At 68.4% G+C, this 19,686-nt stretch carries 15 protein-coding genes, 1 tRNA gene and 2 riboswitches; of the genes, 10 read left to right on the top strand and 6 right to left on the bottom strand.

All coding sequences use genetic code 11. From position 1 onward, the window contains the following. Positions 1-30: 30 nt before the first annotated feature. Both WS51_RS11590 and WS51_RS11585 read right to left on the bottom strand, forming a co-directional pair. On the bottom strand, positions 31-1,863 hold the full coding sequence (locus WS51_RS11590) for an O-linked N-acetylglucosamine transferase, SPINDLY family protein (RefSeq protein ID WP_069229231.1): 1,833 nt from the start codon (positions 1,861-1,863) through the stop codon (positions 31-33). A gap of 548 nt (positions 1,864-2,411) precedes the next feature. Continuing rightward, positions 2,412-2,487, bottom strand: a tRNA-Arg gene (locus tag WS51_RS11585). Between the two features lie 253 nt (positions 2,488-2,740). Here WS51_RS11585 and WS51_RS11580 point away from each other — a divergent pair. Next, entirely contained in the window at positions 2,741-3,640 is a 900-nt protein-coding gene (locus WS51_RS11580) for a c-type cytochrome (protein WP_059546431.1), read from the top strand. 88 nt (positions 3,641-3,728) lie between these two features. Here WS51_RS11580 and WS51_RS11575 read toward each other — a convergent pair whose 3' ends face one another. Next, on the bottom strand, positions 3,729-5,816 hold the full coding sequence (locus WS51_RS11575; RefSeq protein WP_059452610.1) for a UvrD-helicase domain-containing protein: 2,088 nt from the start codon (positions 5,814-5,816) through the stop codon (positions 3,729-3,731). 390 nt (positions 5,817-6,206) lie between these two features. Between WS51_RS11575 and WS51_RS11570 the strand changes: the two genes are divergently transcribed. Beyond that, positions 6,207-7,646, top strand: a complete 1,440-nt coding sequence (locus tag WS51_RS11570; RefSeq protein WP_059452609.1) for a glycosyltransferase family 2 protein — start codon at positions 6,207-6,209, stop codon at positions 7,644-7,646. A gap of 106 nt (positions 7,647-7,752) precedes the next feature. After that, complete coding sequence (locus WS51_RS11565; protein ID WP_059505520.1) at positions 7,753-8,547, top strand: FkbM family methyltransferase; 795 nt, start codon at positions 7,753-7,755, stop codon at positions 8,545-8,547. Positions 8,548-8,568: 21 nt separating this feature from the next. Here the strand turns inward: WS51_RS11565 and WS51_RS11560 are convergent, their stop codons facing one another. Beyond that, complete coding sequence (locus WS51_RS11560; RefSeq protein ID WP_069229230.1) at positions 8,569-9,276, bottom strand: SGNH/GDSL hydrolase family protein; 708 nt, start codon at positions 9,274-9,276, stop codon at positions 8,569-8,571. Positions 9,277-9,515: 239 nt separating this feature from the next. Between WS51_RS11560 and WS51_RS11555 the strand changes: the two genes are divergently transcribed. The 7 genes from WS51_RS11555 to WS51_RS11525 all read left to right on the top strand — a co-directional run bounded on the left by WS51_RS11555 (position 9,516) and on the right by WS51_RS11525 (position 18,953). After that, positions 9,516-10,568, top strand: a complete 1,053-nt coding sequence (locus tag WS51_RS11555) for an oxidoreductase (RefSeq protein WP_060128228.1) — start codon at positions 9,516-9,518, stop codon at positions 10,566-10,568. Positions 10,569-10,781: 213 nt separating this feature from the next. Continuing rightward, a complete protein-coding gene (locus WS51_RS11550) occupies positions 10,782-11,147 on the top strand; it encodes a hypothetical protein (protein WP_059452605.1) in 366 nt (121 codons plus the stop codon). A 121-nt stretch (positions 11,148-11,268) separates the two neighbouring features. Further along, a riboswitch (glycine riboswitch) is annotated at positions 11,269-11,379 on the top strand. A 32-nt stretch (positions 11,380-11,411) separates the two neighbouring features. Further along, positions 11,412-11,545, top strand: a riboswitch (glycine riboswitch). An 84-nt stretch (positions 11,546-11,629) separates the two neighbouring features. Further along, the gene (gcvT, locus tag WS51_RS11545; RefSeq protein ID WP_069229229.1) at positions 11,630-12,748 is read left to right on the top strand and encodes a glycine cleavage system aminomethyltransferase GcvT; all 1,119 of its coding nucleotides are present in this window, start codon (positions 11,630-11,632) and stop codon (positions 12,746-12,748) included. 127 nt (positions 12,749-12,875) lie between these two features. Continuing rightward, the gene (gcvH, locus tag WS51_RS11540) at positions 12,876-13,256 is read left to right on the top strand and encodes a glycine cleavage system protein GcvH (protein ID WP_059505529.1); all 381 of its coding nucleotides are present in this window, start codon (positions 12,876-12,878) and stop codon (positions 13,254-13,256) included. Positions 13,257-13,317: 61 nt separating this feature from the next. Further along, entirely contained in the window at positions 13,318-16,245 is a 2,928-nt protein-coding gene (gene gcvP / locus WS51_RS11535) for an aminomethyl-transferring glycine dehydrogenase (RefSeq protein WP_069229228.1), read from the top strand. A gap of 152 nt (positions 16,246-16,397) precedes the next feature. Further along, the gene (locus WS51_RS11530; protein WP_059452601.1) at positions 16,398-17,534 is read left to right on the top strand and encodes an alginate lyase family protein; all 1,137 of its coding nucleotides are present in this window, start codon (positions 16,398-16,400) and stop codon (positions 17,532-17,534) included. Positions 17,535-17,564: 30 nt separating this feature from the next. Further along, positions 17,565-18,953 (top strand): L-serine ammonia-lyase, encoded by a 1,389-nt coding sequence (locus tag WS51_RS11525; protein ID WP_059465050.1) that lies wholly within the window; start codon positions 17,565-17,567, stop codon positions 18,951-18,953. Between the two features lie 66 nt (positions 18,954-19,019). Here the strand turns inward: WS51_RS11525 and WS51_RS11520 are convergent, their stop codons facing one another. After that, on the bottom strand, positions 19,020-19,421 hold the full coding sequence (locus tag WS51_RS11520) for a type II toxin-antitoxin system VapC family toxin (protein WP_059505538.1): 402 nt from the start codon (positions 19,419-19,421) through the stop codon (positions 19,020-19,022). Beyond that, the gene (gene vapB / locus WS51_RS11515) at positions 19,421-19,657 is read right to left on the bottom strand and encodes a type II toxin-antitoxin system VapB family antitoxin (protein WP_059792083.1); all 237 of its coding nucleotides are present in this window, start codon (positions 19,655-19,657) and stop codon (positions 19,421-19,423) included. Before vapB ends, WS51_RS11520 begins: the two co-directional genes overlap by 1 nt. Positions 19,658-19,686 lie beyond the last annotated feature (29 nt).

Here is a 19,686-nt window from a genome sequence, read left to right as displayed (position 1 = left end):
GCGTCGTTCGCGCGCGGTTCGGTCGATCGGTCAGTCGTGCGGGCGGGCGACATCGCCGGCCCGGTCCGCGCGACGGGCCCACATTCCGTGAAATGCGTCCTCGAGGTGCCGTGCGAAGCGCGGCGCGTTGCACAGCGGCGATGCGATCAACTGCATGCGCAGGCCGGTCCGCAGCAGCCGCAGTTGCGCCGGATCGGTCGCGAACGCCGCGGCCTTCGCGACGTAGTCGTCTTCGTCGCGCGCGATCCAGTCGGACAGGCCGACCGTGTGCAGCAGGCTTTCGCAGATGTGCGTGACGAACCGGTCACCCCGGATGCCGAGCACGGGCACGCCCATCCACAGCGCATCGGCGGTCGTCGTGCCGCCCGAATACGGAAACGGGCTGAGCATCACGTCGACGCGACGGTACGACGCCAGGTATTCGCCGCGCGGCGCATTCGGCTCGAGCAGCAGCCGCGCCGGATCGATGCCGTGCTGCGCGAACCGCTCGCGCGTGCGGCGCACCGCATACGCGCCGGCCAGCTCGCTCGCCTTGAGCAGCAGCCGCGACCGGGGCACCGCCGCGAGCACCCGCGACCACACGCGCACGACCGTGTCGCTCATCTTGCCGAGCTTGCCGAAATAGCCGAACGTCACCGCGCCGCCCGCCAGTTGCGGCAGCGGGCCGGGCACGATCGCATCGCGCGGCGGCGTGTAGCACAGGTAGCTGTCGGGCAGCCGCCACGGCCGCTCGACGAAATGCGCTTCCTCTTCGGGCGGCAGCACATGGCGGTCACCCAGCACGTAATCGATCGCGTCCAGCCCGGTGGTCGCGACATAGCCGATCCACGAAACCTGCACCGGCGCCGGTTTCCACGCGAACAGCGCGAGCCGGTTGAAGATCGTGTGGCCCGCCGCGTCGACCAGGATGTCGATCGCATCGTCGCGAATTCGCCGGGCCGCGGCCTCGTCGCTCAGCGCGGCGAGGCTCGTCCAGCCGGCGAACAACGGGCGCAGCCGCTGCGTCAGGTCGTCCTCGACGTCGCGGGTCGGATATGCGACGAACACGACGCGCGTGCGATCGGTCGCGCGCAGCACGCTTTCGAGGAAATAGCCGACCGGGTGATGCTTCAGGTCACCCGATACGATGCCGACCCGCAGCGGTCTCGCGCCGTCACTGGTCGGCCACGAGCGGTACGGCACCGCGCGCGCGGCCGCCTGTGCGCCGTAGCGCCGCGCGGCATCGAAATGAACCTGCGGCGCGGCGGCCGCGCTGTAATTCAACGCGAACAGCAGGTTGTCGTGCGGCTCGAGAAGGTCCGGCCGCAACGCGATCGCGGCGCGGTAGCCATCGAGCGCGGCCTCCAGTTCGCCCGCATCGAGCATCGCGTTCGCGAGATTGTTGTACGCCTGCGCGTGGTCGGGCCGCAGCCGGATCGCCGTGCCCAGCGCCTCCACCGCGCCTTCGCAATCCTTCAGCGCGCGCAACGCGTTGCCGAGGTTGTTGTACGTATCGGCATTGTCCGGTTGCAGCGCAAGCGCCTGCCGGAAACACTCGGCGGCCGCCGCGGGCCGATTGTGGGCGGCCATCACGGTGCCCAGGTTGTAGTAATAGCGTGCCTGCGGATCGCGCCGGATCGCGTCCGCGATCGCCGCGACCGCGCCGTCGAAATCGCCGCGGCGAAACGCGAGCAGTCCTTGCACGTGCAGCGCGTCGGCGCGTTCGGGTTCGCGTTGCAGGGCCTGCCGGCATAGGCGCGCGGCGGCATCGAGCCGGCCTGCGTCGTAATGTTCGAGCGCGCATGCCAGCAGTGCCTCGACTGGCGTGTCCGCGCCGGACAGGCCGTCGGACGGGTGTCCGCGTTCGAGCAGGTGTTCGTTCATAGGCCGGGCTTCCGCTGGGTCCGCTGGGTCTGCGATAGGCATGGATGACGAGCCAGCCGCCCGGGCGATAGCCCCGGACGATGCCCGGACGGCGCTTCAGGCGTGCGGCAGCCGGCGCCCGTGCCGTCAGGCCGGCGGCGCCGGTCGCTTGAGAGGCGGGCGCGGACACGCCGGCGTATCAGCGCCGACGGCAGGAAACTCGCGGATATTGTCGCGACGTTCGCGGGGTTTCGAAGGGTCGATCAGTCGAGCAAAACACCCGTAATTCGTTGCATCGGGGGAGAAGACGGGGGGCGCTTGGATGCAGGACTGACCGGGTCTTGGTCGTTCGTGCCCGGGCGGTTCGTGGCGGCGCGAGAGTCCGCGCGATGCGCGGGCGGCCGCCGCGATCGACGCTTGGCGTTGTCGCTGCGTTGGCGTCTCGCATAACGGTCCGGCGGCAAAACGGCGCGGGAAAGCCATGCGGACGCGAACGAATGCGCGATGCGACGCTTCAGGGAATTTGGGGAAATGGATTGAAGAAATTCAGCGCCTGGAATCAGGCATTTTGGCGCGCCCGGCTGGGATCGAACCAGCAACCCCTGCCTTCGGAGGGCAGTACTCTATCCATTGAGCTACGGGCGCGTGTGACAGTGAAACGACCCCAATAAACCGGCCGCCCACCATTGGCAAGACGGCAAGGATACCCGGTTTCCCATGAAGCGTCCACCTTGCCCGCAGAATCCCCGTCAGTCCCCCAATTCGTGCGGGTAAACACGCGCCTTCGCGCCGCTCGCCGTGATGTAAACGTTCCGTCTATAATCGTCCGTGCTTCATTGGACTGCCATTTTGCCGTTGCACCGCGCTCACAATTCCTATTCATGGAGACGAGGCAAGCATGAGCGAAGCACCCCACGAATCTCCCGTCAAAACCCCCGGGCAGCTGATTGCCGTCGTCATCGCATCATTCGCGATTCCGATCGCCCTGATCGTCCTGTTTGCCACCTACGCCAACCATGCGTTCCGTTCGGGCGCAGGCACGGACGCGCTGTCGGACGAACAGGTCGCCGCGCGGATTGCCCCGATCGCGAAGGTCGAGGTGAAGGACGCCAACGCGCCCCGCACGTACAAGACCGGCGAGGAAGTCTACAAGGCCGTGTGCGTGACCTGTCACGGCACGGGCGCCGCCGGCGCGCCGAAGTTCGGCAACAAGGACGACTGGGCGCCGCGCATCTCGCAGGGCTTCGACACGCTGCTGAAGACGGCGCTGTCCGGCAAGGGCGCGATGCCGCCGCGCGGCGGCACGAGCCCCGACGACGTCAGCGACTATGAAATCGCGCGCGCGATCGTCTACATGGCCAACAACGACGGCGCGAACTTCCCCGAACCGGCTGCCCCGGCCGCCAATGCGGCACCGGCGGCGAGCGGCGCGGCGGGTGCGGCAGGCGCATCGGGCGCCGATGCATCGAACGCGCAGGCCGCCGCCGCGATGGCCGCGATCGCCGCGATTCCGAAGGCCGGCGAAAAGCCCGCGGCCGCGCCGACCAGCGCCGACGCCGCATCGGCCGGCAAGGCGCTGTACACGCAGGTCTGCCAGGCGTGTCACGCGGCCGGCGTGCTCGGCGCGCCGAAGTTCGGCAGCAAGGAGGATTGGGCGCCGCGCCTGAAGGATTCGATGGATACCGTCTACAACTACGCGCTGCACGGCAAGGGCGCGATGCCGCCGAAGGGCGGGTCGAACGCGTCCGACGCCGACGTGAAGGCGGCCGTCGACTACATGGTCAACGCCTCGAAGTAACGCCTGCCGTCCAGAAAAAACCCCCGCGGCGCACGCGCATCGCGGGGGTTTTTCTTTGCCGGGACGGCCATGCCGGCCGCCGCGCACGTCACTTCTGCAACAGCGCCTTCAGGCTAGCGAGCCGGTCCTTCGGCGTCATCGGCGCTTCCTCCGGCGTCGGCGGCGGCGCGTCGTCGAGACCCATCTCGGGGATGAAGCGCGACGGTTCGCACACGACCGTCTCGCGCGCCCGCTTGCGCTTCTTGCACCAGTTCAGATGCAGGCTGCGCTGCGCACGCGTGATCGCGACGTACATCAGCCGGCGCTCCTCCTCGATCCGCTCGTTGTCGATCGGGCCGTCGTCCTCGCTGCTGCCGCGATGCGGCATGATCCCTTCCTCGACGCCCACCAGGAACACGTGCGGATACTCGAGCCCCTTCGACGCATGGACGGTCGACAACCGCACCGCGTCCGGATCCTCGTCCTTGCCTTCGAGCATCGACATCAGCGCGACCGTCTGGATCAGGCCGAGCAGGTTCTTGCCGGTGTCAGCCAGGCCGTCCGCGTTGTGGAAACCGTCGGCCTCGCCGTCGACGGCTTCCGTCTCGGGCTTGGTGCCCTTGCGCTTCAGCCATTCGAGGAATTCGAGCACGTTCTGCCACTTCGACTGCGCCTGCCGCTCGTCGAACGCGTCGTACAGGTAGGCCTCGTAGTGGATGGCCTCCATCATGTCGTCGAGCACGACGGTGGCGGGCTCCTTGTCCGCGCGATCGGTCAGGCGCTGGATGAAGTCGCAGAACATCCGCAGCGGCTCGATCTGCCGCGCCGACAGCCGCGCTTCGATCCCGCCCATGTACACGGCCTCGAACAGCGACACCTTCGCCTGGCCCGCGAACGAGCCGAGCGCTTCCAGCGTCGTGTTGCCGATCCCGCGGCGCGGCGTCGTGACGGCGCGGATGAACGCGGGATCGTCGTCGGCGTTCGCGATCAGGCGCAGGTACGCGCACAGGTCCTTGATCTCGGCCTTGTCGAAGAACGACTGGCCGCCCGACAGCACGTACGGAATCCGCTCGCGCCGCAGCACCTGCTCGAAGATCCGCGCCTGGAAGTTGCCGCGATACAGGATCGCGTAATCGCGGAACTGCGTGCGCCGCTCGAACTTGTGCGCGGACAGCCGGAACACGACCGATTCGGCTTCGTGCTCTTCGTCGTTGCACGCCGTGACGGTGATCGAATCGCCCATCCCGTGCTCGGACCACAGCTTCTTCTCGAACAGCTTCGGGTTGTTCGCGATCACGTTGTTCGCGGCGGTGAGGATTCGCACCGTCGACCGGTAGTTCTGCTCGAGCTTGATCACGTGCAGCTTCGGGAAATCCTTGCCGAGCTGCGCGAGGTTCTCGAGCGTCGCGCCGCGCCAGCCGTAGATCGCCTGATCGTCGTCGCCCACCGCGGTGAACGCGGCGCGCGGGCCGGCGAGCAGCTTCAGCAACTCGTACTGGCACGCGTTGGTGTCCTGGTATTCGTCGATCAGCAGGTAGCGCAGCTTGTTCTGCCAGCGGTCGCGCACCTGCTCGTTCTTCGCGAACAGCTCGGCCGGCAGGCGGATCAGGTCGTCGAAGTCGACCGCCTGGTACGCGTGCAGCGTCGCGACGTAATTGCGGTAGACCAGCGCCGCCTGGTGCTCGTCCTCGTTGGCCGCGATCGTCATCGCCTCCTCGGGCATGATCAGGCCGTTCTTCCACAGCGAAATCGTGCTCTGGATCTTGCGGATCAGGCCCTTGTCCGTGGTGCCGATCTGCTCCTGGATCATCCCGAAGCAGTCGTCCGAATCCATGATCGAGAACTGCGGCTTCAGGCCGACGTGCTCGGCCTCCTGACGCAGGATCTGCACGCCGAGCGAGTGGAACGTGCACACGGTGAGCTGATTGACCGGCACCTTGCGGCCTTCCTTGCCTGGCGTGGTGAGCGTTTTGCCCTCCAGCAGCTTCGACACGCGCTCGCGCATTTCGGCGGCGGCCTTGTTCGTGAACGTGACGGCCGCGATGTGGCGCGGCTCGAAACCTTTCGCTTCGATCAGGTGCGCGATCTTCTGCGTGATCACGCGGGTCTTGCCGCTGCCCGCGCCGGCGAGCACGAGGCAGGGACCGTCGAGGTAGCGCACCGCTTCGTTCTGAGCGGGGTTGAGGCCTGCGGACATGATGACGGATGATGTTGCGGTTGACGGCGGAACGCCGGGAGGATGCCGCGCGCGGCAGGCCTGGATTGCAGGCGGACACGCGGGGCAGGACGCGCATGTTAACACGTCGGCGGCGGCCGGCGGCCGACGATGCCGCCGGGCGGAGACCCGCGGCGCGGGCAGGCTTCGCGCCCCTTTTTCCGAGCGCTTTCCTGCTTCCCTCCCCGCTTCCTTTCTCGGCGCGCGGCGCGCGCGCGGCCCATGCCGCCGGACGCCCGCCGAACATTCGAACAGGCAGCAAATCTCCCCTCTGTTTGGTCCATGGCCGCGCGGCCCCCGGCGGCAACATACGCGAAACGTCGGCGAGTACGCGCCGACGCCCTTCATTCGCCGTCATCGACTTCCGCCGCCATGAATGACACCGTCATCGCCGCTCCCGTCTCCGAGGCCGAGCTGGCCCGCGCCGCCGCGCTTCACGCCGCCGGCTCGCTGCTGGACGCGGAGCAGGCCTACCGCCAGATCCTGCAAGCCCACCCCGAACACGCCGATTCGCACCTCCGTCTCGCGACGGTGCTCGAACAGCTCGACCGGCGCGACGCCGCGTTGCGGCATTTCCGGGCCGCGGTGGCGACCGAGCCGTCGCAGCGGCGCTACTGGATCGCGTGCATCGACGCGCTGACGCGCGACAACCAGATGGATGCGGCGCGCGCATTGGTCGCGCAGGCGCGCACGCACGGCATCGACGCGCTGTCGCTCGAACTCGCGGCGGCCGATGCGCCGTCGGCCTCCGCCGACGAGCTGGCGGCCGTTCTCTCCGAATTCATGAACACGCTCGCGGCGCTGCTCGACAAGCGGCAATTCGCGCAGGCCGAAGGCATCGCGACCCAGTTGACCGAATGGATGCCGGACGTCGGCCTCGGCTGGCGGGCGCTGGCCGTCACGCTGGTTCAGCAGGAGCGCCACGCGCAAGCCCTCGCGCCGATGCGCAAGGCCGCCGCGCTGATGCCCGACGACGCCGACACGCGCCAGGACCTCGCGGAGCTCGAGGCGCACGTGATGCAATCCGCGCCCGCGCCGCAGCCGGTCGCGATGCCGCTGGTGCCGAACGCGACGCTCTGCACGACGCTGCCGGGCAGCCGCCAGTTCCGCCATTTCGCCGGCGGGCTGGTCGCCACGGTGCCGGTGCTGATCCCGACGTTCAACAATCCGACCTATACGCGCCGGATGGTCGCCCAGCTGAAGGCGCGCGGCCTGCGCAACATCGTGATCGTCGACAACGCATCGAGCGCGCCCGACATGCTCGCGTTCCTGGAAAGCGTGCAGGACGACGCGACCGTCGTGCGCCTCGATCGCAACGCGGGCCCGCGCGACGTGTTCCTGTCGGACGCGAACTACGCGCGCCTGCCGGACCTCTTCTGCGTGACCGATCCGGACCTCGAACTGAACGACGCGCTGCCGCCCGAATTCCTGTTCGAGCTGATCGACGCGACCGAAGCATTCCAGACCGGCAAGGCCGGCTTCGCGCTCGACATCTCGCAACCGGAGCTGATGAAGGAAACGACGCTCTTCTGCGGCGACCGCCAATACACGACGCTCGAATGGGAGGCGAATTTCTGGCGCCACCAGATCGGCAGCACGGCGGGCGGCGACCCGATCTACAACGCGCCGATCGATACGACGTTCGCCGTCTACAACAAGCGCTACTTCCGCCGCGACTCGCATCTCTGCGGCGTGCGGTTCGCGGGCCGCTACACCTGCAAGCACATCCCCTGGTACAAGGAGACCGGCCTGACGGACGCGGAGGAGCAGTACTACCGCGAACACCAGAAGTGGTCGAACTACCTGGCCTGACACGCGGGGGCGGCGGCGCGCGTCCGCGCGTCGCCGCGCGATGCACGCACGCCGCCCTCTTCGTCCCCTTCGTCTTCTTCGCCCGACAACCCTGACATCACGCGCCATGCTACCCAGAGTCAACCTCGTCAAGACCGACCACGCCGATTACCTGCTGTTCGCGACCCGGGACGCGATTTCGGCGAATCTCTATTACAACGGCTCCTGGGACGCGTCGCTGCTGACCATCAGCCAGATGTTCTACGCGAACGAGGAAGCGCCGCTGGTCCTCGACATCGGCGCGAATCTCGGCGCGTACGCGGTGCCGGTCGCCAAGAGCATCGCCGCGCAGGGCGGCATGGTCTACGCGTTCGAGCCGCAGCGCATCGTCTATTACCAGCTGTGCGGCAACGTGTTCCTGAACCGGCTCGAGAACGTGCACGCGTTCAACGTCGCGATCGGCAACCAGGACGGCATCATCCCGCTGCCCGCGATCGACTATTCGCGCTCGATCAACATCGGCGGCTTCTCGCTCGACGAGCAGTTCAACATGCGCCGCAATTCGGTCGAGACCGTCGCGAGCCAGCAGCCGAGCGACGTGCCGATCGCCCGCCTCGACACGCTGAACTTCCCGAAGTCGCCCTCGCTGATCAAGATCGACGTCGAAGGGCTCGAGCTCGACGTGCTCAAGGGCGGCACGGCGTTTCTCGAACGGCACGGCTTCCCGCCGCTGCTGCTCGAGGCCTGGAACCTCGAATGGTTCTCGGAAAAGCGCGCCGCGCTGCTCGACTATCTGAAGACGCTCGGCTACACCTGGTTCGCGATGGGCGACGAGCTCGTCGCGCAGCATCCGTCGTTCGCGCGGCAGGTGAGCTTCGAGACGGGCACCGACGGCGTGATCCGCATGAACCGCACCCGCTGACGATTCGCTCGCGGCGCGCCGTCACGCGCCAAGGCGCTGCCTGAGCGCGTCGGCGGCCTGTGCGGCCCAGGCGGCGCACGCCGCCGCGCCGGGATGAAAGCCGTCCGCCGCCATCAGGTGCGGCTCGAGCGGCAGCGCGACGCACAGGAACGTACAGCGCGGCTGCGTCGCGGCCCACTCGGCGAGCGTCGCGTTGAGCCGCCTCGCGCGCAGGCCGAGATACCAGGCAAGAGGCTGCGGCAGCGCCGGAAAGCGCTCGATCGGCGGCACCGCCGACAGGATCACGTGCGCAACCCCGAACCGCGCGGCGAGCAGGTCGACGAGCGCCGCCTGCGCGGCGCGCCAGCGCGCCGGCGACACGCCGCCCGTCACGTCGTTCACGCCGAGCGACGTGACCGCCGCATCGAACGGCCGCGCCGGCTCGGCGGCAAGCCAGTCGACCAGCTCCTCGGCGGTCAGCCCGGTGCGCGCCAGCAATGTCCAGCTCACGCGGTGCGATGCCGCAAGCGCGCGGGCGAGCTGCCCCGACAGCGCGTCGCGCTGCGACGCGATACCGACGCCCGCGGCAGCCGAATCCCCCAGCACCAGCACGCGCAGCGGCGGGCCTTCGCCGGCCGTGCCGTTGCGCGGGCCCGCCGCCTCGGCAAGCCGTGGCGTGACGCGGCGCACGCGCCGCCCCTGCAACAGCAGCAACGGGCCCAGCGCGGCGGTGGCAAGCGGATATCCCATGGTTTCGATCCGGTAACGAGGCAAGCAGGCGACGCGCGACACGCGTCGAAACGGCTCCCATTGTGTCGGATTCGCGCACCGGTCGGCACATGGCCGGCCATTCGGTCAGGGTCGCGCGCACCGGTTCCCTGACCGTTCGGCCAACGCCCGCTCGCGCGCGTGCCGCCGTGCCACAATAGCCGTCCGCGCGGCCGGTGGCCGCAGCGCTTTGCTCCCTTCGTACGCAGCCAAGGATTGCCATGTCGTCATTGCTCAGGATTGGTTTGATGGGTTTCGGTTTCGCCGGTGCGACGTTCCACGCGCCCGTGATAGCCGCGAGCGGTCGCACCGAGATCGCCGCGATCGCGACGGGGCAGCCCGATCGCGCGCGCGCCGCGTATCCGGGCGCACGCATCGTCCCCGATCTCGACACGCTGCTCGCCCTCGACGACATCGACTGCGTGGTGATCGCCACGCCGAACGACACGCACTTCACGCTCGCGCGCCAGGTGCTCGAAGCCGGCCGCCACGTCGTCGTCGACAAACCCGTCACGCTCACGGCCGACGAAGCACTCGCGCTCGCGCGGCTCGCGAACGCGCGCAGCCGCCTGTTCGCGCCGTTCCACAATCGCCGCTGGGACGGCGACTTCCTCACCGTGCGGCGCATCGTCGAATCCGGCGAACTCGGCCGGCTCACGTATTTCGCGTCGCACTTCGACCGCTTCCGGCCGACCCCGCGCACGCGCTGGCGCGAGGAGCCCGCTCGCGGCGGCGGCCTGCTGCTCGACCTCGGCCCGCACCTGATCGACCAGGCGCTCGCGCTGTTCGGGCTGCCGGAAACGGTCAGCGCCACGGTCAAGACGCGCCGCGACAACGGCACGGCGCCCGATTTCGTGCATCTGCTGCTCGGCTATCCGGACAAGGACGTCGCGCTGCACGCGAGCGCGCTTTCGGCGATCGAGCCCGCGCGCTTCACGCTGCACGGCACGCGCGGCAGCTACCAAAAGTTCGGGCTCGACACGCAGGAAGACCAGTTGAAGGCCGGCCTCACGCCGGACCACGTCGAGTTCGGCGGCGGTAACCCGCCCGGCGTGCTGCGCGTGCTCGACGGCGAAGTCGAGGTCGAGCGGCCGGTGCCGACGCTCGATGGCCAGTACGCGGAGTTCTATCGCGCGCTCGCCGCGTCGGTCCACGACGGCGCGGCGTTCCCCGTCACGCCGCAGGATGCCGTCGACGTGATGACGATCATCGAGCTCGCCGCGCAAAGCGAGCACGATGGCCGCCGGGTACCATTCGTGCGCCGCACCGTCTGACGGCCCCCCGGCCGGGTCGGTGCCGCCCCGGCCTCGGCCGCCCCGCGCGCCGCGCCAGCGGCCGCCAGCGCCCGGCAGCGGCACGCGTCAGCCGCCGCGACCGGCGATCCCGAACATTCCGTTACAAATGGTGCGGGAACGAAAGTCAGCGCTCGCCCGGTCTGATGCGTTTCTCAAAAAGTCGATCCGACACCAAACCGTCAGGAGAATGTGATGCAACGGTTGATTCGCGCAGCGGCATGCTGCGTCCTGGTTTCCTCGCTCGCGGCCTGTATCGTGCAGCCGCAGCGACCGGCCCGACAGGCACCCCCGCCCCCGCGGCCGAATCCGCAGGTCGTCGCGAACGACCGTCTGCAGGAGGTCCAGGGCCGGATCGACAACCTGCACCGCCGGATCGACGCTCGCGTCAACGGCGGCTACTACCCGCCGCCGTACGGCGCGCAGCTGCACCACCGGCTCGACGTGATCCGCCAGGAAGCGAACGACATGTCGGCGCAGCACAACGGCGGCCTGTCCGGCGACGAGCAGCGCGTGCTGAACCAGGAACTCGACACGGCCGCGCGCGCGATCGGCGAGTAATACCGGCCATGCCGGCGCCCGCCGCGCCGGCGGAAGCGGCGGCGATCCCGCGCCGCCGCTTGTCGCGAAGCGACATTCTTTTGCGCAAATTGACAATGCCCACCCGCTCGCGTACAGTCGCCCGCACGCGTCGGGAGAGCGTGTGACCGCGTAGTTCGCTATCAGCAACGCCGGTTGCGCCGCCGAAGGGGCACACCCGCAAACTCTCAGGCAAAAGGACCGACCGCGTCGGGGATTCCCGTCCGCGCTTCGCGCGGACCGCACTCCCCGCACTCTGGAGAGCGGCAGTAGCCCGTTGCGCAGATGCAGCGCGGGCAGGCTGCCCACCGAAGGGGCGCGCGTTCGCCGGCTCGTGGCCGCGGCGCAATCTCTCAGGTATCGAGGACAGAGGGGCATGTATCGCATCGCTCGCAGGCCCATGGCCGCGACGGTCGGCACATGGCCGTTCTGACCCGCGCGCAAGCGCCTTGCCTGAGGCCTCGATGACTGCACTGAATCAAACCCCGCTCAACGCCGCGCACCGCGCGCTCAATGCCCGCATGGTCGACTTCGGCGGCTGGGACATGCCCGTCAACTACGGCTCGCAGATCGAAGAACACGAAGCCGTGCGCACCGACGCCGGCATGTTCGACGTGTCGCACATGTGCGTCGTCGACTTCACCGGCAGCCGCGTGCGCGCGTTCTTCGAACACGCGATCGCCAACAACGTCGGCAAGCTCAAGACGGCCGGCAAGGCGCTCTACTCGTGCCTGCTCAATCCGCAGGGCGGCGTCGTCGACGACCTGATCGTCTATTACTTCACCGAAGAATTCTTCCGCGTCGTCGTCAACGCTGGCACGGCCGAGAAGGACATCGCGTGGTTCAACCAGCTCAACGAACAAGGCGGCTACGGCCTGACCATCGCGCCGCGCCGCGATTTCGCGATCGTCGCCGTGCAGGGCCCGAACGCCCGTGAAAAGGTCTGGAAGACGGTGCCCGCCGCACGTGCCGCGACCAGCGAACTGAAGCCGTTCAATGCCGCGCAGGTCGCCGGCACGCCGTTCGGCGATCTCACCGTCGCGCGCACCGGCTACACCGGCGAGGACGGCTTCGAAGTGATCGTCCCGGCCGTGCACGTCGAGGCGCTGTGGAACGCGCTGCAGCAAAACGGCGTGCGCCCGTGCGGGCTCGGCGCGCGCGACACGCTGCGTCTCGAGGCCGGCATGAACCTGTACGGCCAGGACATGGACGACACGGTATCCCCGCTCGACGCGGGCCTCGCGTGGACGGTCGACCTGTCCGCGCCGCGCGAGTTCGTCGGCCGCGCCGCGCTAGAGCGCGACGGCTCGCGCGCCGCGTTCGTCGGCCTGATTCTCCAGAAGGAAAACGGCAAGGCGGGCGGCGTGCTGCGCGCCCATCAGAAGGTCGTCACGCCGCACGGCGAAGGCGAGATCACGAGCGGCACGTTCTCGCCGTCGATGCAGGAATCGATCGCGTTCGCGCGCGTGCCGACGGCCGTCCAGATCGGCGACATCGTTCATGTGCAGATTCGAGACAAGCAACTTCCCGCGCGCGTGGTAAAACTGCCGTTCGTGCGCAACGGCAAGGTCCTCGCTGCGTAACGATCGGGAGGCGACCGGGAGGCCGCTTCCCGGGAAGCCGGGAAATGGCGCCCGGCGCAACCACACCCGGCGCGCCCCGGCGGCGCGCCAAGCATAACGAACACACCCTTTTATCCAGGAGCATCCGATGAGCAACGTCCCGGCCGATCTGAAGTACACCGACGAACACGAGTGGATCCGCACCGAAGCAGACGGCACGCTGACGGTCGGCATCACCGATCACGCGCAGAGCACGCTCGGCGACATCGTCTTCCTCGAACTGCCGCAAGTCGGCAAGTCGGTGAACGCGGGCGACGCCGTCGGCGTCGTCGAATCGGTGAAGGCGGCATCCGACATCTACTCGCCGGTGTCCGGCGAAGTCATCGCCATCAACGAAGAAGCCGCCGACTCGCCGGAAGCAGTCAACAGCGACGCATACGGCACGTGGCTCTTCAAGATCAAGCTCGCGGCCGGCGCATCGACCGACAAGCTGATCGACGCCGACGCGTACAGCAAGCTGATCGACTAATTTTCCCTACCCGAACCGCGCGCGGCCGCCCAGGCGGCCCGCGCGGGACCAGAGTCACGCCATGAAGCTCGAACACCCGGACCGCCTGATGAACCGCACGCCCCTCTCGCTCGCCGCGCTCGAAACGCACGACGCGTTCGCAGAACGCCACATCGGCCCCGATGCCGCCAGCCAGCAGGCCATGCTCGACACGCTCGGCTTCGCGTCGCGCGCCGCCCTGATCGACGCCGTGATCCCGGCCTCGATCCGCCGCGCCGAACCGCTGCCGCTCGGCCCGTTCGCGCAACCGAAGAGCGAGGCCGAAGCCCTCGCCGCGCTGCGCGCGCTCGCGGACAAGAACCAGGTGTTCCGCTCGTATATCGGCCAGGGCTATTACGACTCGCACACGCCGGCCGTGATCCTGCGCAACGTGCTCGAAAACCCGGCGTGGTACACGGCCTACACGCCGTACCAGCCCGAAATTTCCCAGGGGCGCCTCGAGGCGCTCCTGAACTTCCAGCAGATGGTCGCCGACCTGACGGGCCTCGCGATCTCGAACGCGTCGCTGCTCGACGAAGCAACGGCTGCGGCCGAAGCGATGACGCTGCTGCAGCGCACCGGCAAGCCGGCGTCGAACGTGTTCTACGTCGCCGACGACGTGCTGCCGCAAACCCTCGAAGTGGTCCGCACGCGCGCGCTGCCGATCGGCATCGAGGTCAAGACGGGCCCGGCGGCCGACGCCGCGCAGGCCAACGCGTTCGGCGTGCTGCTCCAGTACCCGGGCGTGAACGGCGACGTGCGCGACTACCGCGCGCTCACCGAAGCAATCCACGCGGCCGGCGGCCATGTCGTCGTCGCGGCCGACCTGCTCGCGCTGACCGTGCTGACGCCGCCCGGCGAATGGGGCGCGGACGTCGCGGTCGGCAACACGCAGCGCTTCGGCGTGCCGATGGGCTTCGGCGGCCCGCACGCCGCGTACATGGCCGTGCGTGACGAATTCAAGCGCCAGATGCCGGGCCGCCTCGTCGGCGTGACCGTCGACGCGCAGGGCAAGCCCGCGCTGCGTCTCGCGCTGCAGACCCGCGAACAGCACATTCGCCGCGAGAAGGCGACGTCGAACGTGTGTACCGCGCAGGCGCTGCTCGCGATCATGGCCAGCATGTACGCGGTCTATCACGGCCCGCACGGCCTGAAGACGATCGCGCTGCGCGTGAACCGCATCGCGGCGCTGCTCGCCGCCGGCGTGAAGCAGCTCGGCTTCGCGACCGTCAACGACACGTTCTTCGACACGCTGACGATCGAAACCGGCGCGCACACCGCGCAGGTCCACGAGTTCGCGAAGAGCAAGCGCATCAACCTGCGCCGCGTGAGCGACACGCAAGTCGGCGTGTCGGTCGACGAAACGACGACCCGCGACGATCTCGCCGACCTGCTCGCCGTGTTCGCGCAGGCCGCGGGCGGCACGGCGCCGTCCGTCGACGCGCTGGACGCGGGCCTCGGCGGCGCCGCGGCGCTGCCGGCCGGCCTCGAACGCACGAGCGCGTACCTCACGCACCACGTGTTCAACCGCCACCATTCCGAAACGGAAATGCTGCGCTACCTGCGCAGCCTGTCGGACAAGGATCTCGCGCTCGACCGCTCGATGATCCCGCTCGGCTCGTGCACGATGAAGCTGAACGCGACGTCGGAAATGCTGCCGGTCACGTGGCCAGAATTCGGCCGCATCCATCCGCTCGCGCCGGCCGAGCAGACCGTCGGCTACCGCGAGATGATCGACCAGCTCGAGCAGATGCTCGTCGCGGCCACCGGCTACGCGGCCGTGTCGCTGCAGCCGAACGCCGGCTCGCAAGGCGAATACGCGGGCCTGCTGATCATCCACGCGTATCACGCGTCGCGCGGCGAAGCGCATCGCGACGTGTGCCTGATCCCCGCATCCGCGCACGGCACGAACCCGGCATCCGCGCACATGGCCGGCATGAAGGTCGTGGTCGTCGCATGCGACGCGCAGGGCAACGTCGACATCGCCGACCTGAAGGCGAAGGCCGAGCAGCACGCGAACGACCTCGCGGCGATCATGATCACGTATCCGTCGACGCACGGCGTGTTTGAGCAGAACGTGCGCGAAATCTGCGAGATCGTGCACGCGCACGGCGGCCAGGTGTACGTCGACGGCGCGAACATGAACGCGATGGTCGGTCTGACCGCGCCGGGCCAGTTCGGCGGCGACGTGTCGCACCTGAACCTGCACAAGACGTTCTGCATCCCGCACGGCGGCGGCGGCCCGGGCGTCGGCCCGGTCGCGGTCGGCGCGCACCTCGCGAAGTTCCTGCCGAACCAGCGTTCGACTGGCTATGCACGCGGCGAAGACGGCATCGGCGCGGTGTCGGCCGCGCCGTATGGCTCGGCGTCGATCCTGCCGATCTCGTGGATGTACATCGCGATGATGGGCGCGAAGAACCTGACGGCTGCCACCGAAACCGCGATCCTCAACGCGAACTACATCGCGAAGCGTCTCGCGCCGCACTACCCGGTGCTGTATTCGGGCCCGGGCGGGCTGGTCGCGCACGAGTGCATTCTCGACCTGCGTCCGCTCAAGGAAACCAGCGGCATCAGCGTCGACGACGTCGCGAAGCGCCTGATGGACTACGGCTTCCACGCGCCGACGATGAGCTTCCCGGTGCCTGGCACGCTGATGGTCGAGCCGACCGAATCGGAATCGCAGGAAGAACTCGACCGCTTCATCGCCGCGATGATCGCGATCCGCGAGGAAATCCGCGCGGTCGAGGAAGGCCGCGCCGATCGCGAGGACAACCCGCTGCGCCATGCGCCGCACACTGCGGCCGTCGTCACCGCGAACGAATGGCCGCACGCGTACTCGCGCGAGCAGGCCGCGTACCCGGTCGCATCGCTCGGCACGAACAAGTACTGGCCGCCGGTCGGCCGTGCGGACAACGCGTACGGCGACCGCAACCTGTTCTGCTCGTGCGTGCCGGTGTCGGAATACGCATAACGCGCGCCACGCATCGGAGTCCGGCCATGACCACACCGCACGCAACCGCCGGTTGCGTGCGGTTTTTGCGTGCGCCGCCCGTCCGATCGATTCACGTTTGCCCGCCAATCCGGCTAACATCACACGCGATCAAGCCAATCAAGGAGTTCCGCATGGTGCGTCCGATGTTTCCGGGCCATGGTGCAACGCACGCGCAGCCGCGCACGCGCCGCTTCGTGCCGCTGCTCGTCGCGTCGCTGTCGCTTGCCGCAGCCGGTCTCGGCACGGCGGGCTGCGCGCGTGCGGCGATGAATTTCTGCGCGGCGCCCGCGCTGCAGGCGAGCGAGACGACGCAGGCGGAGCCCGGCGTGCAGGCGCTGATCCGCAGCGTCGACGCGCGCATCGGCGAGCAGCCGAAGGCGATGGCGCGCGTGCACACCGAGGGCACGCTGCCGCACGAAGGCATCTACGACCAGAGCGCCGAAGCGCTGAAGGACATGGAACTGATGCGCGACGCCGCGCTGGCGTGGCGCGTGACGAACGCGCCGCGCTATCTGCAGCTCGTCGACCGTTTCCTGTCCGCGTGGGTCTCCACCTATCAGCCGAGCTTCAATCCGATCGACGAGACGCGCTTCGACAGCCTGATCGTCGCGTACGACATGACGGCGAGCGCGCTGCCGGTCAAGACCCGCAACGCGACGGCGGCGTTCATCGCGAAGCTCGGCGCCGGTTACGTCGCGCAGATCGACGCGCAGAAGCGGCCGCTCGCCGGCACGTGGCGCAACAACTGGCAGAGCCACCGGATCAAGCTGATCGCGCTGTCCGCGTTCACGCTCGGCGATCGCAAGATGATGAATGCCGCGCAGCGGCTGTTCGTCGAGCATCTTGCCGACAACATCGGCCCGGACGGCAAGACCTGGGATTTCGAGGAACGCGACGCGCTGCACTACGCGGTGTACGACCTGCAGCCGCTCGTGACGGCCGCGCTCGCCGCGCGCCGCTTCAACCGCAACTGGCTGCGCGAGCGCGGCGCGAACGGCGCGACGCTCGCGGCCGCGCTCGACTGGCTCGTGCCGTACGCGCTCGGCGAAAAAACGCACGAGGAATTCGTGAATTCGCCGGTGCCGTTCGACGCGAAGCGCCGCGAGGCCGGCTTGCCCGGCTACACGGGGCAGTGGGACCCGAAAAACGCCACCGAACTCTTTCATCTGGCCGCGCGGCTCGACGGGCGCTATGCCCGCGTCGCGCGGCAGCTCTCCCCCATGCCGCCCGCATGGCTGGCCGCGTGCCTGCCATTGCAGGCGCGATAGCACTATTCTCAAAGCAAGGCAGGAATCGAAATGGCAGTCAGCGTGTTTGACCTCTTCAAGATCGGCATCGGCCCGTCCAGCTCGCACACGGTCGGACCGATGCGCGCGGCGCTGATGTTCGTCCAGGGCCTCGAGCGCGACGGCTTGCTCGACGCGACGGCCAACGTGAAGGTCGAGTTGTACGGCTCGCTCGGCGCCACCGGCAAGGGCCACGGCACCGACCGCGGCGTGATGCTCGGCCTGCTCGGCGACGCGCCCGACACCGTCGATCCCGACACGATCGACGCGCGACTGGAAGATGTCCGCAAGACGAAGCAGCTCGCGCTGCTCGGCACGCACCCGGTGCCGTTCGTGCTGAAGGAGAACATCGCGTTCTACCGGCAGGCGCTGCCCGAGCACCCGAACGGGATGAAGCTGCGCGCGTCCGACGCGAGCGGCAACGTGCTGGTCGAGCGCACTTACCTGTCGGTCGGCGGCGGTTTCGTCGTGACGGCCGGCGCGCCGAACACGAAAGTGCTGAGCGCGGCCGAGCAGATGACGCATCCGTTCCGCACCGGCGCGGAGCTGCTCGCGCTGACCGAGTCGACCGGCAAGTCGATCGCGCAGCTGATGTGGGAAAACGAGCGCGCGTGGCACACCGAGGAAGAGACACGCGACGGCCTGCTGAAGATCTGGGCCGTGATGCAGTCGTGCGTGTCGCGCGGCTGCGGGATCGGCAATCCGGACGCCGACGGCAACCTGCCCGGCCCGTTCCAGGTGAAGCGCCGCGCACCGCAGCTGTATCGCGCCCTGACCGGCCACCCGGAGCGCGCGCTGCAGGATCCACTGTCGATGGTCGACTGGATCAACCTGTATGCGATCGCGGTCAACGAGGAAAACGCGGCCGGCGGCCGCGTCGTCACCGCGCCGACCAACGGCGCGGCCGGCATCATTCCCGCCGTGCTGCATTACTACACGCGCTTCACGCCGGGCGCGAACGAACAGGGCGTGATCGACTTCCTGCTCACGGCCGCCGCGATCGGCATCCTGTACAAGCTCAACGCGTCGATTTCGGGTGCGGAAGTGGGTTGCCAGGGCGAAGTGGGCGTCGCATGCTCGATGGCGGCCGGCGCGCTCGCGGCCGTGCTCGGCGGCACGCCGCGCCAGGTCGAGAACGCGGCCGAGATCGGGATGGAGCACAACCTCGGCCTCACCTGCGACCCGGTCGGCGGGATGGTGCAGATTCCGTGCATCGAGCGCAACGCGATGGCGTCGGTGAAGGCCGTCAATGCGGCGCGCATGGCGCTGCGCGGCGACGGCTCGCATTATGTGTCGCTCGACTCGGTGATCAAGACGATGCGCGAGACGGGCGCCGACATGAAGACGAAGTACAAGGAAACGTCGCGCGGTGGGCTCGCGGTGAATATCGTCGAGTGCTGATGCCGGATCCGGCGGGGATGCGGGCGAATCGATATCCCGCATGACCGCCGGACGCAACCGCCGCCATCAATCGTTCAGCCAGTTCTCCAGCCGCAGCCCGGGATAGCCGACGAAATCGCGCTCGTTGTTGGTCACGAGGACAACATCGAGCGACACCGCATGTGCGGCAATCAGTTTGTCGAGGTGGTCCTTCTTCCGCTCGCGGGTTGCCTCGCGAACCGGACCGTACGCTTGCGCGGCCGCCGCGTCGAACGCAGCGACAGGGATATCGTCGACCAGCGCGGCAAGATTGCGCCGCTCCCGCGCGGGGCTCGCGCATGCGGCAACGCCGTACTCGAGCTCGGCGTACGTGATCGCCGACATCACGACGTCCCCCGTGTAGCACTGCGCAAATCGCCTCGCGACCGCCTCGGGCTGATTCCTCATCAGATAAATGCACATGTTGGTGTCCAGCATGTAGCGCGGCATCACAATCCCTCGCGTTCGGCCTGTTCGTGATCGCCACGCCCTTCTGCCATGAACTCCGGCCCGAATTGCGCGAACTTTTCGAGTACGTGAGTCAACGGCCGCCGGGCCGGACGGATACGGATCTCGTCGCCGACCCGCTCGATTTCCAGGTCGATATCGGTGCGCTCATAGGCAAGGTCGGCAGGAATTCGCACCGCCTGCGAGTTGCCATTCCGAAATACCCTCGTGGTATGCATATCGATCTCCGTCCGGATGTACATTGGAT

The organism is Burkholderia territorii (assembly GCF_001718335.1).
Classification (GTDB): domain Bacteria; phylum Pseudomonadota; class Gammaproteobacteria; order Burkholderiales; family Burkholderiaceae; genus Burkholderia; species Burkholderia territorii.
The sequence above is the reverse complement of the archived record's forward strand: the minus strand, read 5'-3'. Positions and strand labels throughout refer to the sequence as shown.

Excerpts from the sequence above, each read along its gene's own strand:
- WS51_RS11590 (WP_069229231.1), bottom strand. The coding sequence starts at position 1,863 with ATGAACGAACACCTGCTCGAACGCGGACACCCGTCCGACGGCCTGTCC.
- WS51_RS11580 (WP_059546431.1), top strand. The coding sequence starts at position 2,741 with ATGAGCGAAGCACCCCACGAATCTCCCGTCAAAACCCCCGGGCAGCTG.
- WS51_RS11575 (WP_059452610.1), bottom strand. The coding sequence starts at position 5,816 with ATGTCCGCAGGCCTCAACCCCGCTCAGAACGAAGCGGTGCGCTACCTC.
- WS51_RS11570 (WP_059452609.1), top strand. The coding sequence starts at position 6,207 with ATGAATGACACCGTCATCGCCGCTCCCGTCTCCGAGGCCGAGCTGGCC.
- WS51_RS11565 (WP_059505520.1), top strand. The coding sequence starts at position 7,753 with ATGCTACCCAGAGTCAACCTCGTCAAGACCGACCACGCCGATTACCTG.
- WS51_RS11560 (WP_069229230.1), bottom strand. The coding sequence starts at position 9,276 with ATGGGATATCCGCTTGCCACCGCCGCGCTGGGCCCGTTGCTGCTGTTG.
- WS51_RS11555 (WP_060128228.1), top strand. The coding sequence starts at position 9,516 with ATGTCGTCATTGCTCAGGATTGGTTTGATGGGTTTCGGTTTCGCCGGT.
- WS51_RS11550 (WP_059452605.1), top strand. The coding sequence starts at position 10,782 with ATGCAACGGTTGATTCGCGCAGCGGCATGCTGCGTCCTGGTTTCCTCG.
- gcvT (WP_069229229.1), top strand. The coding sequence starts at position 11,630 with ATGACTGCACTGAATCAAACCCCGCTCAACGCCGCGCACCGCGCGCTC.
- gcvH (WP_059505529.1), top strand. The coding sequence starts at position 12,876 with ATGAGCAACGTCCCGGCCGATCTGAAGTACACCGACGAACACGAGTGG.
- gcvP (WP_069229228.1), top strand. The coding sequence starts at position 13,318 with ATGAAGCTCGAACACCCGGACCGCCTGATGAACCGCACGCCCCTCTCG.
- WS51_RS11530 (WP_059452601.1), top strand. The coding sequence starts at position 16,398 with ATGGTGCGTCCGATGTTTCCGGGCCATGGTGCAACGCACGCGCAGCCG.
- WS51_RS11525 (WP_059465050.1), top strand. The coding sequence starts at position 17,565 with ATGGCAGTCAGCGTGTTTGACCTCTTCAAGATCGGCATCGGCCCGTCC.
- WS51_RS11520 (WP_059505538.1), bottom strand. The coding sequence starts at position 19,421 with ATGCCGCGCTACATGCTGGACACCAACATGTGCATTTATCTGATGAGG.
- vapB (WP_059792083.1), bottom strand. The coding sequence starts at position 19,657 with ATGCATACCACGAGGGTATTTCGGAATGGCAACTCGCAGGCGGTGCGA.